The 13,819-nt window shown below is 69.1% G+C and carries 13 protein-coding genes and 1 pseudogene; 7 read left to right on the forward strand and 7 right to left on the reverse strand.

Going from position 1 to position 13,819, the window contains the following annotated elements; all coding sequences use genetic code 11:
* The first annotated feature begins 12 nt into the window (after positions 1 to 12).
* From ACFYMP_RS17560 to ACFYMP_RS17575, 4 genes and pseudogenes are all read left to right on the forward strand, one after another.
* On the forward strand, positions 13 to 2,118 hold the full coding sequence (locus ACFYMP_RS17560) for a hypothetical protein (RefSeq protein WP_388857680.1): 2,106 nt from the start codon (positions 13 to 15) through the stop codon (positions 2,116 to 2,118).
* 39 nt (positions 2,119 to 2,157) lie between these two features.
* A complete protein-coding gene (locus ACFYMP_RS17565) occupies positions 2,158 to 2,367 on the forward strand; it encodes a hypothetical protein (protein WP_388857683.1) in 210 nt (69 codons plus the stop codon).
* Positions 2,368 to 2,405: 38 nt separating this feature from the next.
* A pseudogene (locus ACFYMP_RS17570) lies at positions 2,406 to 2,885 on the forward strand (integrase core domain-containing protein); the annotation flags it as partial.
* 155 nt (positions 2,886 to 3,040) lie between these two features.
* The gene (locus tag ACFYMP_RS17575) at positions 3,041 to 3,631 is read left to right on the forward strand and encodes a hypothetical protein (protein ID WP_388857686.1); all 591 of its coding nucleotides are present in this window, start codon (positions 3,041 to 3,043) and stop codon (positions 3,629 to 3,631) included.
* Positions 3,632 to 3,913: 282 nt separating this feature from the next.
* Here ACFYMP_RS17575 and ACFYMP_RS17580 read toward each other — a convergent pair whose 3' ends face one another.
* Together ACFYMP_RS17580 and ACFYMP_RS17585 are read right to left on the reverse strand one after the other, a co-directional pair.
* A complete protein-coding gene (locus tag ACFYMP_RS17580) occupies positions 3,914 to 4,168 on the reverse strand; it encodes a hypothetical protein (protein WP_388857689.1) in 255 nt (84 codons plus the stop codon).
* Positions 4,169 to 4,582: 414 nt separating this feature from the next.
* Positions 4,583 to 5,704, reverse strand: coding sequence for a hypothetical protein (locus tag ACFYMP_RS17585; protein ID WP_388857692.1), 1,122 nt, complete (start codon positions 5,702 to 5,704; stop codon positions 4,583 to 4,585).
* Positions 5,705 to 5,893: 189 nt separating this feature from the next.
* On the opposite strand from ACFYMP_RS17585, the gene ACFYMP_RS17590 reads away from it, so the two are divergent.
* Positions 5,894 to 6,667 (forward strand): hypothetical protein, encoded by a 774-nt coding sequence (locus tag ACFYMP_RS17590; protein ID WP_388857695.1) that lies wholly within the window; start codon positions 5,894 to 5,896, stop codon positions 6,665 to 6,667.
* 433 nt (positions 6,668 to 7,100) lie between these two features.
* Here the strand turns inward: ACFYMP_RS17590 and ACFYMP_RS17595 are convergent, their stop codons facing one another.
* The 5 genes from ACFYMP_RS17595 to ACFYMP_RS17615 all read right to left on the reverse strand — a co-directional run bounded on the left by ACFYMP_RS17595 (position 7,101) and on the right by ACFYMP_RS17615 (position 11,844).
* Positions 7,101 to 8,138 (reverse strand): endonuclease/exonuclease/phosphatase family protein, encoded by a 1,038-nt coding sequence (locus ACFYMP_RS17595; protein ID WP_388857697.1) that lies wholly within the window; start codon positions 8,136 to 8,138, stop codon positions 7,101 to 7,103.
* A complete protein-coding gene (locus ACFYMP_RS17600) occupies positions 8,135 to 8,944 on the reverse strand; it encodes a hypothetical protein (protein WP_388857700.1) in 810 nt (269 codons plus the stop codon). Before ACFYMP_RS17600 ends, ACFYMP_RS17595 begins: the two co-directional genes overlap by 4 nt.
* Positions 8,941 to 9,618, reverse strand: coding sequence for a hypothetical protein (locus ACFYMP_RS17605; protein ID WP_388857703.1), 678 nt, complete (start codon positions 9,616 to 9,618; stop codon positions 8,941 to 8,943). The genes ACFYMP_RS17600 and ACFYMP_RS17605 overlap by 4 nt, the downstream gene beginning before the upstream one ends.
* Positions 9,615 to 10,844 (reverse strand): M14 family zinc carboxypeptidase, encoded by a 1,230-nt coding sequence (locus tag ACFYMP_RS17610; protein ID WP_388857706.1) that lies wholly within the window; start codon positions 10,842 to 10,844, stop codon positions 9,615 to 9,617. Before ACFYMP_RS17610 ends, ACFYMP_RS17605 begins: the two co-directional genes overlap by 4 nt.
* A 574-nt stretch (positions 10,845 to 11,418) precedes the next feature.
* A complete protein-coding gene (locus ACFYMP_RS17615; RefSeq protein ID WP_388857708.1) occupies positions 11,419 to 11,844 on the reverse strand; it encodes a hypothetical protein in 426 nt (141 codons plus the stop codon).
* Between the two features lie 512 nt (positions 11,845 to 12,356).
* Here ACFYMP_RS17615 and ACFYMP_RS17620 point away from each other — a divergent pair.
* On the forward strand, positions 12,357 to 13,214 hold the full coding sequence (locus ACFYMP_RS17620) for a helix-turn-helix domain-containing protein (RefSeq protein ID WP_388857711.1): 858 nt from the start codon (positions 12,357 to 12,359) through the stop codon (positions 13,212 to 13,214).
* Positions 13,211 to 13,573, forward strand: coding sequence for a DUF397 domain-containing protein (locus ACFYMP_RS17625; protein ID WP_388857714.1), 363 nt, complete (start codon positions 13,211 to 13,213; stop codon positions 13,571 to 13,573). Before ACFYMP_RS17620 ends, ACFYMP_RS17625 begins: the two co-directional genes overlap by 4 nt.
* The last annotated feature ends 246 nt before the right edge of the window (positions 13,574 to 13,819 follow it).

Genomic DNA, 13,819 nt, shown 5'->3' on the forward strand with positions numbered 1-13,819 from the left:
GCGGAGACCGTGATGACGACACCGACCCAGACCGAACCGACCCCGCCCGTCCTCAAACTGTCCGCCGACGCTCCGGCGGCCATGACGGTGGGAGAACTCGAGCGCTACGCGCGCCACGCAAGTCCGCAGCGCGGCATGCGCCGGGCGCGGGCCCTGGACGGCGCGGACGCGCCACCCGCAGCGGGCCCCCGCGATCTGACCGGCCTCGATGCCACGATGACGACCGCGCAGAACAACGAGGCATGGTACTGGAGTCACCCCGACTGGCATGCCATCCGCGACATCCGCCGGCAGGTCGACGAGCGCCTGGCCCGCCTCAACGAACAGGCTGAGATCAAACCCCAGGCAGCAATCAACGCGGCCAAGATCACCACCCTGGCCGCGAGCCTCATCGCCCGGCACGCAGCCAAGGTCAGCGCCCACCTCGACGCCGGCGGGCGACACGACACGCCAGGCGGGCTGGCCATGCGCACCCTCACCCGCAGCGCCGAGGACCACGCCGCCCGGGCTTCCGGTCTCGACTCCGTCCAGGCACTGGACACCCCCCGGCTGCTCATCGCCCACGTCCACAAGCTCACCAGGGAACTGAAGCGGGCGGAGCTGGAGGACCCCGAGCAGAACCTCGGCCTGGACGACCCGGACGACCCCGAACTGGAGGGCGCTCTGTCCACCGTCGCCGAGGCCGACCCGGAACTGGCAGAGGCATCCCAGCTGATGACCGCCCTGAGCGAAATGGCCGGCCGGGCCCGCCGCGCCGGACACCGCCTCACCCTCGACGTACGCCTGCACGGCATGGTCGAGACCGTCCAACTCCGCGGCTTCGAGATGATCTCCGGAATCGCGCGGGCCGCGATGCGCCGCTACGACAGCCAGGACCGCAGCACCGACGGCCGCCGCAACATCGCCGCGATGATCTACCACTACGCCGAGCAGCGCCTGGAACGCATGCGGGGCACCCTCGGCGCGGACGACGAGCACGACTTCGGCCACTACGAGAGCGAACCACCCGAGCGGTACATGGACGCCCTCTTCGAGGAGTCACGCGCCGCCGGACAGGAGTTGCGCGCCAAGAACATCACTCCTCAGCACCGTGCGGACGCGCAGATCCGTTTCCTCCTCGCGCAGAGGGAGATCGCCGCGGCCGACGGAGACCCGGACAAGGACACCCGGCCCCGGTTCCCGCCCGTCGACTACGTCGCCGGACTGGCGACGGACACCCCGGTCGAAACCCGCCGCGCTTTCATCGACGCCCTGCACCGCCGAGTGGACAACAACCCCTTCCACCGACACGCCCACTTCCTCAACAAGGTCGCTGACCGCTTCGCGCTCGAGATCGCGGGACCGCCGGAACTCACCGCACAGGCTCTGGCGGCCGACCTCAGCGCGGCACAGGTCCGCGCGGTAGCTACACATCTGGTCGAGCAGAGGACGGTCGCCTCCCCGCTTGTGCTGAGCGAAATCGCCGAACTGGACCTCACCCACGCTCAGGCGGAGCGGGCTCTGGCTGTGCTCCAGACCCTCAACGTGGTCGGCCCGCCCAACGGTCTCAAGCCGCGCGAAACCCTCACCGTCTCCCGCACCGAACTGCCCGCGCAGCTGGAGTTGCTCGAACAGCGTCTGCCGAATCTCCTCGAAATACAGCGGGGAGCCGCGGCCGTCTCCTCCTCCCCGGCACCCGAGGTAACCGGCCCGGCAGCGCAGCCGGAACCCCGCCCCGCGTCCGAAGCCGCCCCCTCCGTACCTGCTGAACCCGAGCGGGTACAGGCACCGGTCGCGCCCGCACCGTTGCCGGCCGAGCCGACCCAGGCGGCCTCGGCGGCGGAGCTCCCGCGCCGGGACCGTTCCGCCGAGCGGCGCCACCCGGGCAACCTGGGCCCCCGCCCTGCCCCCGCCCCCGCTGCGCAGGCCCCGAGCGACCAGAAGGACCTCAACCAGCTGTTCGCAGGCCACGAGGACCGGGTCATGGAAGTCAGCCAGAGGCTGATGGCCGGCACGGAAGCCCGGGCCGCCGCCCATCCGGCACCCATCGAGACCCCGCTAGTCAAGGCCATCACCGCGGACGAGGCACAGCAGAACGCCCAGCAACTCCAGCAGAGCGCCAGCATCGGCGTGCGCTGACCACAGACCCAACCACCCTCGTACGAGAGGACGCACCGCATGGAAGACGCACGGCTTGAGGAATACCGGCGGCACACCAGACTGCGTGAGCAGGAGGACCTGCGGCGCGCGAGGAAGGTCGCAGCAGACCTCCGGTTGCAGAGCCAGGAACGGCAGGCCCAGGACGAGGCACACCAGGCCGAGGTGCCTCCTGCCGAGGATCAGCGCTACGCGCAGCTGCCTCGAACCTCCTACACCGGTATCCGGTGAGCGGGTGGCCGGACGGGCCCGTACGACGCGACCCCGTCCGGCCAGCCGGCCGCAAAACCCGTTTCGGGACCGGCTACAGCTACATCCACACCGCCGTCGACGACCAACCCCGCCTCGCCTGCAGCGAGATCCACACGGACGAGAAGAAGGACACCGCCACTGGTTTCTGGACCCGGGCCCAGGTGTTCTTCACCCAGGCCGGGATCACCGTCGAGAGGGTCCTGACCGACAACGGCGCCTGCTACCGCTCACGCGACTGGCGCGAACTGCTGGCAGCAGCCGGGATCGCCCACAAACGCACCCGGCCCTACCGGCCGCAGAACAATGGCAAGGTCGAACGCTTCAACCGCACCTTGCTCGACGAGTGGGCCTACGCCCGCCCCTACCGCTCAGAGACCGAACGACGCGAAACCTTCCCCGGCTGGCTGCATACCTACAATCACCACCGCGGACACACCGCGCTGAAAGGCCAACCACCCGCCAGCCGCCTCCCTAACCTCACAGGGAAATACACCTAGTGCCCTCCAGGAGGTGGGCCCACCTGGAGTCGGATGCCTCAGTTTCCTTGCCCCCGGCACCGCCGGTGTCGCCCACTCCGGACTCAAACATGCAGAAGCCGAACTCAAACATGCAGAACACGAATACGGTCCGACCTCCGAGGCATAATCGGCGTATGAGCAAAATGGACAAGCCCCTGAAGCCTGGGAAGGCCGCGAAACGTCTCGGCGTGTACCCCAGCGCGCTGCCCGCCGGCCCCTGGTCCTCCGCCCGCGTACGGCAGACACGCAAGGAGCGGCCCGACTGGCTCACCCCTGCCCGCCGCGCCTACAGCCTGGCAAAGCAGCAAGAGGCGCAGCTCCGGGAGGAAAAAGCGCGGGAGAAGGAGATCGCACGCGTGCACGCTGCGCGAACGCAACCACCTACAACACCTCGCTCTCCGCGCGCCGCCCGAGCAATCACATGGATCACCGTACCGATGCTGCGTACTCGCGGCTGGACTGATGCCGCTATCAGGGACTTCCTGCCCGCTGCGGAAAAGACCCGGTCTAACCCGCACTTCAGCACGGCGGGCGAGCCCATGCGCCTGTGGTCACCCGCCACTATTGCCGCTGCCGAAGCCAGCGAACAGTGGCAGGCATGGCTTGAGACATCCCTGACACGGCGCCGGACAACCCTCGCGGCATTGTCGTACCCGCCAGGCGCAAGCGATGCCTTCCTCGCGAAACTTCAGTCCGCGCAGGAAGCCATCGCCACCGCCAACTAAGGGCCTGTCCCTCATGACTCCCGGCGTGCTGTCTCTCCCCCTCCGCCGATCCACGACCCAACTTCGCCCCACCCTGCAATTGTCTCTCCGGGATCGTGTGGCCCCCGGCGGCGCTGGGCGCAGTACTGCGCTGACAATTTCCCCTGCCTGGCGGTCGCGGACATCAACCTCTACTCGGCCGACCCGCACATCGCTGTGACTCTTCGGCACGCCCGGCCCTGGCGCTGCCTGGCCGTCAAGGCGACGTCAAACGGCACGGTGGGCTCACGAGGGCATTCAGGGCTACGTGCGGGGGGAGAAATCGTAATTCGCAGCGAACTCGCCTGCTGGTTTAGGCCAAGTGACGGATACGTCCATCGTCTCGGCGCCGGGATAGAGCACGCACGTGAAAGTCAAGCCGGCAGGCAGCCGGCCGGTAACTGCGCGTCCGTAAATGGTGTGGGCGGGTGTCGCGCCGACGGCATCGTCACCGTCGGGGGAGATAACCATCTGCGCTCGGTAGATGAGGGGTGTTCCGTCGTCCTTGCCACTGTTCATGGCTGGGCCTCCTGCCTGGGGACAGGCACAGGCACCACCCTGGTGCGATCTCGTACAGGGGGCGTGCCGTGCTAACAAAAACGTTGTGTCTAGTGACCTTCGAAACTCTGATAACCGTCTCGCTATACCCCACGATAGTCTGCGGCATTCTCCGACATGTGCTCTTGCATCGGTGATGGGCTGTCAGGAGCCGTGCCAAGACGCCAAAACGCGAATTCTGCGTTGGCATGGCGCTCGGCGTCGCGCAGTTCCTCATCCCAGGCGGTGAGGACTCTGGCGCGGATGTCTTGAGCAGCCCGCCCGTGATCGCCGGGCAACATCTCGCCTCGCGGAGATCGGGCCGGCCGGTGTCGCACAGGCACCTGAGACGTTGGCGGTGGCGGGCCGTCCGGCGCGCTCCCGCGCTGCGAGTCATCACCGAGAGGGGAGGAAATGCTGCATGGGCAGGCCGCTGCGAGTGAGGACCTGGCTCAGGTCGCTGCTGCTGCCGCGCTCGGCCGCCTCGGCGATTTCCCGGACCGTTCGGTAGCGGTCCATGTCCTCTTGGGCGTTGAACCCGTACTCCACCACCTCGTCGGCCTGTTCCTCGATCTCCGGCAGCATGCGGCGGGCTGCGGCGGCGATCGCGGACTGCTCTTCCTTGGTGAAATGGCGGTCGTGCTCGTCGGGTTCCCGCCGGTCGCGTACCGCGGCGAGCAGGTCCTCCGCGGCCTGGCGCAGCTCCCCGGCCCGGGACGGCTCGTAGGTGAGGTGGTAGAGGCGGAAGACGTGCCCCTGGTGGAGGGTCGCGATGTAGGCGTGGGTCAGCCCGAGAGTGTCCATGTCCCACTGGGCGGTGGCCGCGAGCGAGTCCGGTACCCGTCGCGGTCCTCCTGGGCCGCCCTCGGTCGCGCTGATCGGCTCGCTGCTGACCTGGCACAACAGCAGGCCCGTCGCACCGGTATCGGTGCGGGTGAGGAGGCGGTCGGGGGAGGCCCACTGCCAGTCGCGGTCCTTGTGGGCCCACAGACCCGTCGGCGCGACCTCGTAGTCCGGCAGCAGCTCGGCTGCCCGCGCGATGACCGCCGGCACGAGCCGCCGCTCCCATTCCTCGTGCGGCGATCCGTCCGCCTGGACCGGCTCTTCGTAGACCGGGGGGGACTGGCGGAGCTTGGTGCTGTAGAGCGACAGCATGGAGCGACTGAAGTCCGTCCCGGCCAGCACGGGGATGTCCCGGCTGTGCACGGCCGCGCCCGACTGCTCGGACAGCTCGTACCGGTCGGCATCCGGCACACCCAGCAGGCTCGCGCCGGGCAGTGTCTGGTCCCTGCCGGTCGCGCGCCGGTAGCGCGCCAGCGTGACGGAGACGGTGGCGGGCCTGACGCCGAGAAGGTGGGCGGCGGCAGAGCCTCCGCGGGCGATGCGCGCGATGTTCAGCACGCGGCGTGCGCGCTCCAGGCCGAAGTAGGAACCACTGGCGCGTTCCGCGCGGGCAGCGGCCTTCTCCGCTTCCAGGGCGGCGTGCAGCTCGTGCGTCTCGACGGGGCGGTTCTTCATGGCGCTCTCCTTGATCTCGGCGGCTACAGCCCCACCGTAGCACGGGATTTAGCCGGGGGGCTAAAAAAAATTAGCCACCCGGCTAAATCCCGTGCTACGGTGAAGACACGTCACCACGAAGGCGTCTCCTCCCGGAGATCCCCCTGCGAGGTGCACGCCTGACGAGCCCTCAGAGAAAAGGAGCCACCCATGGCCACCTCGCCCCGTGCCCTGACCGTCGGCCTTCGCGCGAACACCCTGCTCGGCGCGCCCACCACCGCCTCCGCGGTCGACGCCATCCGGCAGATCGCCGCCTCCCCCCACTACGCCGCGCACATCCTCACCCCCCGCACCCAGACCGACACCGTCCACGACCTGCTCACCGGCCACGGCATCCACGCCGACATCAACACCAACCCCGAGCGGCAGTTCTGGAACTCGACCGACACCGTGCTGGTCACCTCCCACGTGGTCCAGGCCGACGTCCGCATCGGACGCGGCATCGTCCTCCACCAGGGCGACTGGACCCAGACGCTCCCTCAGCTCGAAGAGCAGGCTGGCGCCCAGCCCCGGCGCATCCTCTCCCGCTTCGACGGCGTGATCCACGACCGGCAGGGCTGGCAGGGCGGACGTCTCCAGGAAGCCGTCACCGGCGCCCCCCACGCCCTGCGCACGCTGCTCCAGAGTGGACACTGCGTGCACATCTCCACGCAGCGCCCCACCGAGCAGCTCCCGCAGATCGCGCGGTGGCTCGCAGACCGGGACGTGCCCGCCGTCGCGGACGCCGCCCCGGACACCTGGGAGGAAACCGGTACGGTACTGGTCACCGGCGCACTCCTGCCCGCTGACCTGGAGATTGAGAATCGCGCCCTGAACCTCAGCGGCGACGACTGGGCCCCGCTTCTGGCTGAACTGCCCGCCCGCCGAGCCGCTCTTCACGCCTACCTCGCCTCCCGCGCGCAGCTGCCCCAACAGGAGGTTTGATCCGCATGAACAAACTCGCTGGCACTGCAAGTGCCTCCTCCTCCGCCACCCTCACTCTCCAAGCCGCTCGACGCACCCGGCGTCAGCGCCAAGACCGCATCCGCGTCCTGCATGAGTCGATCGCCCGCCGCGCCCTCAGCCTCCGTCACCGGTAAGTGAGGCTCTGATGGACCTTGTTCGCCGCTTACCTCAGAGCTCGACTGCGGGGCGTCGTGGTGCGCGCGGAGTCCTGCTGTACCGGCGTGCGGCGTAGAGTGCCCTGCGGGGCCATCCTCAAGAAGAGTGGCCCACCCGCAAAAGGGTGGGCCACTCTTCTGCTGGGCGTAATTCCTTCAACCTCAGTTGCCGCTCACGTGAAGGGCCCGCATGGTGTGCCGCTGCTGTCCACGGAGAAAGTCAACGTATGGCGGCGGTGAGCCGGCCGAGTCCTTGCTCACCGGGCGGTGCCGGTGACCGTTCGGTGGGTTTCGCCGCAGGCCGGCCAGCGCGGGGCCGGCGCCACGCTGCGCCGCAAGCTCTCGATCATGCCGCGGCGGGAGAGGACGAGGCAGACGGCGTCGTGGTCGCTCGCTCCGCTCATGTTGATGACCTCGACGTCCTCGACGGCGGTGATGAGGTAGCGGTCGAGCGCGAAACGGTCGATGCGCTGCGGCCCACCCTGATCGGGCCGCGCCCGGCCGGCCGTCGCGCGCAACGCATCCGGCTTCCCGGCGCGGGCTACGTGGCGGGCGGGATCATGAAGTCCCGTATCGAGCAGGTACTGGTCCATGTAAGTGATGCTGCGCCACGTGCCGTCCAGGCCGCGCTCGGCGCGGTGGCGGCGGTGTACGTCGTCGGTGAGTTCAGGCGCCTGCCAGTCGATCGCGGGGACTTCCTCGCCCTCCTGGAGCGGGGATTCGTTCCAGTCGCCCCCGACGAGGAGACCTGCCCCGCGCGGGACCTTGTCGATCTCGCGGCTCAGGTGTTCCACCTCCAGGCGCCTCACACTGGGGGAGTTGGAGGAGGCATGCACGGACCCCAGGATCAGGGTGTGCTCCGGGGCCTCCTGAAAAGTGGCGTAGACGATGGTGGGGGGAGTGCCCCACGGGCCCGCCCGGTAGGGGCGGTCCGCCTCGCCCCGCTGCTGGACCGTCCCGAAGGTGCCGTGCCGGACGAGCATTCCATTCGGGTTGCTGCCCCACTGGTTGGGGGAGACGAATACCTCGCTGTCCAGGATGTCGGCCACCTGATGGCGATGGGCGTCACCGCGACCGAGCTGGCTGTGCGTCATCTCCTGCCGCAGGAGCACGTCCGGGTCGAGTTCCGCGAGGAGGTGGGCGATCTCCAGGCTCCGCGCGAGGTCCGGCGTACCGTGCTGGTCGAGCCAGCCCCCGTCGTGCTCGATGTTGGCGCTGAGCACGACGAAGGCGTCTGCAGGACGCTTGCTGGAGCGGGCCCGCGAGGTGCCGGGGCGGATGGTCGTCTTCGTCATGAGTCCTCCGTAGAGAGTGCGTCGGCCCCGGAGGCGAGCACGGACAGCGTGTGCTCGCGCGAGGACGCCTTGGTGTACACAGCGGCGAGGAGATCGCGCTCCCACGTGGCGTGATAGCCGCTGGCGTAGTGCGCGTTGTGCTCCTGCTGCCGCACGCACACGGCCTGCCCGCCGATCCGGGCATCGGCGACGACCCGGGTCCGGGGAGGCAGAGGGGTGTCGACGAGGCGCACATCGGCCTGCTCCGTGGCGACGAGCTGGTGCAGGTGACGGAGCTGGTCGGCCACCAGCCGCCGCTGATCGACGCCGGGCACCGCGCACAGGTTTTCGATGATGGTGCTGGGCAGTAGCCACGTGGTGCTCTGCAGGGGCCACTCGGCAGCGATCAGGGGCAGCGGAGTGGGGCGGTGCATTGAGGCGAGCAAGGCGTCGACGGTGGCCAGACTCGCGGGGAGGTGCTGGACGTGCACGCGGGCGCTTTGGGCGGTCGTCGCCAGCGCGAGGAGGCGGTCAGACCACCCCGGCTGGTCGTCCACGAGACTCGCCGGCTGCCACGACGACTTTTCGGCGAGCGTCACCAGTGCTTCGCGTAACGGGCCCTGAGGAACCCCGTACATGTCGGCATGCGCCTTCGCCGTCTCGACCGCGATCGCTTTCGCGCCGGCCTCGATCGCATCGAGGTCCGCCTCGGGGTAGCCAAGAACGCTCAGTTCGGCGGGCGTGTGCCGGCCGTAGCGCAGGCGCAGCGCGCGCAGCAGCGCGCCGACCACGATCAGGCCCGCGGGCGGGCCCTTCGGGGGCGTCACCGGCCCTGCCCCGTGTCGGCGGGCGGGACGCTGCGCTCGACCCACCCGATCTGGATCTCGCGCAGCAGCGACCGGGCGAGCGTGGCGCGCACGCGAGGCTCGCCGGCGAACACGACCTGATCCCGGGCCGGAGCGGCGTCCAGGTCGTCCCGGTCGTAGACGTCGCCGAGGACAGCGACGATGGGAGCCCGCCGCACCCACAGGAGGGTGTGACCCCGCCGCTCGCGCAGGCCCTGGCACGCTTGATGGGCGCCGGTGTGCCGCGTGCAGACCGGCGGGTTGCCCTCCAGCGCGTACAGGGTCTGCCACCCGATCCCGGGCGCGTAGCGGCGCTGAGGCAGCAGCCCTCCCTCGGACGTGTAGGCCAGCTGAAGAGGGACGCCGCGCCCCTCGGCGTAGACGCCGTCGTGGGCGCCGCACACCTGGCACGCCAGCATTGCCATCAAGTCCCTCTGACAGCGCGGATGTTCCTCTCCGCCGAGCGTCGTGGTGTCTCCCGGGCCCGGGGGCGTCATCCGGAGCCACAGCGCGCCGATCTCGGTGTCGTCCCAGTCCTCCGGGTCCGGATCGGGGTAGGACAGCCGGCCGTCCCGCACGACGAGCGGGTCATCAACGGGCATCTCCGTCGCGCGCGGGGCGATGAACGGGCACGGGGCGGGGGCGGGAGCGCTCATCGCTGCTCCTGGAGGCTCTTCGTGTCGTGCAGGGCCTCGGCCAGCGTCACGATCAGGTCGAGCTGGGCCCCGGCGACCAGTTCGCTGGGGTGGGGGGTGGGGGCCAGGTGGGTCTTCGTTGTGCGCATGTGTCGCTCCAGCAGCACTTCGCACCGCTCCAGGGCTGCGAGGTCTCGCACGAACGAGTCCTGGGCATGCCGGAGCAAGGAGGTGGCAGCCCGCAGGACAGCCCAGTGGCTGAACGCGCTGGCGCGCCGCCTCTTCTCCTCCGCGTCGGAGATCGCGGGGAGGATGCCTATCTGGCTGCGGGCGGCCCGCCCGGACCGGGTCTGCTCCAGCGCGGGCAGCGCGGAGGCGGCGGCCCGTAGGTTGAGGCCCGCCTCCAGGACGCGGCCGGCGCTCTCCAGCCCGGTCTCCGGCGAGGCCTGCGCCCGGAAGAGGGGGACCTCCGGGATCAGCCCGACCGTCCCGTACCGGAGCTTGGCGTACTGCACGCTGCTGATGCCCGCCCCCAGGGCCGGAGCGGGCCGCCGTACCCGCCACACTCCTGGCGCCCAGGGGGTGCTGGGTCCGTCCCCTGCCTCCTCCGGATCGGCAAGGGGGAGGCTGTAGCGTGCGGGCATTCGGGCCATCGCCCGGTGCAGCGGTACCAAGCGATGCGTCACGAAGCTGAAGGCGCCCCCGCTGAGCGCGTTGTGTAGGGACACGAGGGCATCGGGCCGCACCTCGTCGATCAGGCCCCGCACGGCCCTTGTCGCCGCGAGCTCGTCGGCAGGGTGAGCAGGCCGGTATCCCCACTCGGGTTGTTCCGCGGGTGCGGGGCGGTAGTACGTCTCGCCCGTGAAGTACGTCTCGACACTCAGTGGCTGGATCGGGGTGTGCCGGGCCGCCCCGTCTGGATCGCTGCACCAGACGACGTGCCACGTGCACGCGCGCAGCGCGGCGCCGGGCTTCGCCAGCACGTCCCACAGGGCACTGACGGTGTGATATCCCACCGACTCGTCGGGGTGCACCCCGGCCAGGACCACGACCTGACGGGGACCGCCGGAGATGGTCAGGGCCTCGATGGGCCGGCCCTCGTCGGTTTGCCCGAGCAGACGGACGGATGTGTCGGGGAAGGCGTCCGCGAGCTGGTGCGCGCGGGCCGTCAGCGTCTCAGGAGTCGCAAAGCGTCCGCCTGCCGGCAGTATGACGGTGCGCGATCTGCTCTGGTTGAAGTAGGCCATGACGTCCTCAGCGAGTAGGGGATAGGGCGAGGGGGAGCCTCTGCGGCGACTTCCTCACCGCAGGGCTGTCGGGCGTCTCAGCTCAGCCCGCGAGATCCAGTGGGGCGTATGGCCCGTGCTGGCCCGTGCTGGTTACGCGACCTGCCTGATGGTTCCTGTCACCGCGAGGCGGTCCAGAAGGTGGAGGGCAACAGTGGCCCGCTGCCGCAGGTGGGTCAGGCGGTCGCCAGAGTCCCCGGTCGGCTTCTCGTTCAGCGCGGCCGCGGCACGCGCGCGCTGAACGAGGTCCAGCACCTCGGGTCGTGATCTGCGGCGGCCACAGCGATGTTGACCAATCGCGTCAGACCTGCGGTCAGGGCCTGGTGGACCTGATGGACCTCATCCTCGGCCGGGGGCTGAGGGGCAAGCGCGTCTCCGATGTCGTCCAGGATCATGTCGAGCGGAAGCAGCTCGCGAAGTGCGCCGGCCAGACGAGCGAGGACTTCAGCCGGTGGACGCTTGGCCGGTGCGGGGCGGGGCCGTCCGGCAGTTCGGGGTGTGGAGGCTCTGGGGGTGAGCGTCGCCATCGTCGGACTCACCGTGTCCAGGTGTACAGGGGAGTCTGGTGCACCAGGATGAGTCGGCGCGTCATCATGTCGGTCAGGAGCTGGGCGTACTGTTCAGGCGGTCCGATGGCTTCCTCGTTCTGGGTGATCAGCCCGTGGGCAAGGCCTCGTTTGACCTCTCCCAGCGCGGTGCGCAAGCCGGGGCGGGCCAAGGGCGGCGCCTTCAGAGCGGACCGGGCATCTTGGGCACCGGGCCGGGGCTGCCACCCGCACCTCTCGACGTACCGCGCGAGGCCCCCGAGTGCCGCCGCCGATCCGGCGGGGCCGGACTCGATTGCGTAGGGGATCAGCTTGATCGGGCGCCGGGTCTGCTCCAGGACCGCGTGCAGGTCCCCGAGACGGCGCGCGTGAAGTCCCCCCCACCGGTCCGTCTTCGCCGCGACCTCAGCTCGCATCCTCGTCCGTGCTTGCTCGGTCAAGATCGCCGCCCGCAGGATGCAGGCGAAAGGAGCGTCGCACATAGGGCCGTTGGCCGGATGAGCTGTCCTCTGCGGCTCTCCCTGCTCAGTAGGGGCCGAAAGCGGGAAAAGGCGCGGTCTGCGCTGATCGCCCGCCCAGCACGCAGAAGGCGCAGGAGCAACGTCTTCATCGCGAAGTAGTGCCTGGTGCGCTTTCTCATCGTTGAGCATCCGAGGCTTCCCTCCCGGCTCTGTTTCCGCAGTGCTCGGGGCTGGACGCACCGACGATCTGCGGCATGCCAGCGTCCTTGATCACCAGCCGTGGCGAGCCGTCACCCAAATATGTACCCTTGAAGATTCTCTCTGCAACTTCTCTGAGAAGATTCAAGGAAACTTCTTGGGCTGGATCTCGGTCTGGAGGATGCATGGCGTCTCCGATTACGCCGCCCCCGCGCAGTACGGCAGGATGGGGGCGTGTCCGACGACGGAAAGCGAGGGGAGGCACGAGCATGGCGAATCAGGGCCCGATGGTGCAGAAACTTAAGATGGGGCGGGTGCTCCTGGGGCTTCGTGAAACTGCTGGCCTCACCATCGAAGCGGCGGGTGCTGCGATCGACCGCAGCGACTCCACGATCAGCCGCATCGAGAACGGCAAGCGGCGGGTACAGTTGATCGAGCTGAAGGGACTACTGGAGGCGTACAACGCCACGCCTGAGACTCGTGCCGACCTGCTCGACATGCACGCCTCCACACCCGACGAGGCGTGGTGGACGAAGTACGAGCTGCCGCCCAAGCTCGATACGTACGTGGGTCTCGAAGCTGAGGCGGCGAGCTTGCGCGTCTTTAGTCTCGCCACCGTGCACAGCCTGCTGCGGACTGAGGACTACGCCCGCGCGATCCTGCGCGGCGACAACCCCTCCGCACCGGCCGGCCAGATCGAGGACCTGCTCAGATTTCATCTACAGCGCCAGCAGGTTCTGAGCAGAGAGCCCATACCGCTTGCCCTGGTTGTGGTCCTGGACGAAGCCGCGCTGTGGCGCCAGGTGGGCGGACTCGACTGCCAGCGGCGGCAGTTGAAATGCCTCGTGCAGGAGGCGGTAGAGACTCCCAACGTCACTTTGCAGGTGCTGCCGTACAAGAAGGGTGCGCACGCCGGCCTGACTGGCGGCTTCGCCATCCTCGATTTTCCCGACCCAGCGGAGCCCTCCGTGGTCTACGTGGACTCACCGGCTGGGAATCTGTACCTCGCGAAGCCGAAGGACACCCGCCGCTTCGACGCGTCACACAGCCATCTGCGCGGTATGGCCCTCGACGATCACGAGTCGGCGCTGTACATCACCGAGACCGTGCTGAAGGAGTTGCGATGACCATTAAACCTGATCTCACCAACGTCAAGTGGAACAAGGCGTCCCTGTCCGAAAGCTCAAACGGCTGCGTCGAAGTCGGTTTCCCCGCCGGGACCGGTCTGGTGGCGGTACGCGACAGCAAGGAACCGGCGAAGAGTGCGCACCTCTACCCGATCACGATCTGGTCGGATTTCCTCGACCACCTGCGCGGGACACTCTCGGCCGAGGAATCACGGATCGCCGCGCGCGTCACCCCCGACGGGGTGGAGCTCACCGACAAGGCCGGAGAAGCCCTCAATCCGCACACCTACACCCACCACGAGTGGGCATGCTTCCTGGACGGTGTCCACAAGCAGGAGCCTCAACTGATCGCGGCCTGACCGTCAGTCAGCCCGGAGGCCCGGTTCCCCCAACGCCATATGCGGGGAGAACCGGGCCTCCGCCGGTCCCGGCTACCGTCCTCCCCGGACCGCTGATCGCGCATGCGCTTGCAGCGCGAGAGGGTCGCGGGGCATCGGTGCCAGATCGTGGGCCTGTCCACGGCACTCACTTCTACCCGTGTCCTCACCGGGGCACCGCCGTTGTACTCGATGGCGCGGCCGACCGGCGCGTCACCGCGCGCGGCG

Origin of the sequence: Streptomyces sp. NPDC007088 (assembly GCF_042869355.1) — a bacterium.
GTDB lineage: Bacteria > Actinomycetota > Actinomycetes > Streptomycetales > Streptomycetaceae > Streptomyces.

Bases quoted from the DNA above. Each gene is read 5' to 3' on its own strand.
- ACFYMP_RS17625 (WP_388857714.1), top strand. From the start codon at position 13,211: ATGACCATTAAACCTGATCTCACCAACGTCAAGTGGAACAAGGCGTCC.
- ACFYMP_RS17615 (WP_388857708.1), bottom strand. From the start codon at position 11,844: ATGCGAGCTGAGGTCGCGGCGAAGACGGACCGGTGGGGGGGACTTCAC.
- ACFYMP_RS17610 (WP_388857706.1), bottom strand. From the start codon at position 10,844: ATGGCCTACTTCAACCAGAGCAGATCGCGCACCGTCATACTGCCGGCA.
- ACFYMP_RS17620 (WP_388857711.1), top strand. From the start codon at position 12,357: ATGGCGAATCAGGGCCCGATGGTGCAGAAACTTAAGATGGGGCGGGTG.
- ACFYMP_RS17585 (WP_388857692.1), bottom strand. From the start codon at position 5,704: ATGAAGAACCGCCCCGTCGAGACGCACGAGCTGCACGCCGCCCTGGAA.
- ACFYMP_RS17595 (WP_388857697.1), bottom strand. From the start codon at position 8,138: ATGACGAAGACGACCATCCGCCCCGGCACCTCGCGGGCCCGCTCCAGC.
- ACFYMP_RS17590 (WP_388857695.1), top strand. From the start codon at position 5,894: ATGGCCACCTCGCCCCGTGCCCTGACCGTCGGCCTTCGCGCGAACACC.
- ACFYMP_RS17565 (WP_388857683.1), top strand. From the start codon at position 2,158: ATGGAAGACGCACGGCTTGAGGAATACCGGCGGCACACCAGACTGCGT.
- ACFYMP_RS17575 (WP_388857686.1), top strand. From the start codon at position 3,041: ATGAGCAAAATGGACAAGCCCCTGAAGCCTGGGAAGGCCGCGAAACGT.
- ACFYMP_RS17560 (WP_388857680.1), top strand. From the start codon at position 13: ATGACGACACCGACCCAGACCGAACCGACCCCGCCCGTCCTCAAACTG.
- ACFYMP_RS17580 (WP_388857689.1), bottom strand. From the start codon at position 4,168: ATGAACAGTGGCAAGGACGACGGAACACCCCTCATCTACCGAGCGCAG.
- ACFYMP_RS17605 (WP_388857703.1), bottom strand. From the start codon at position 9,618: ATGAGCGCTCCCGCCCCCGCCCCGTGCCCGTTCATCGCCCCGCGCGCG.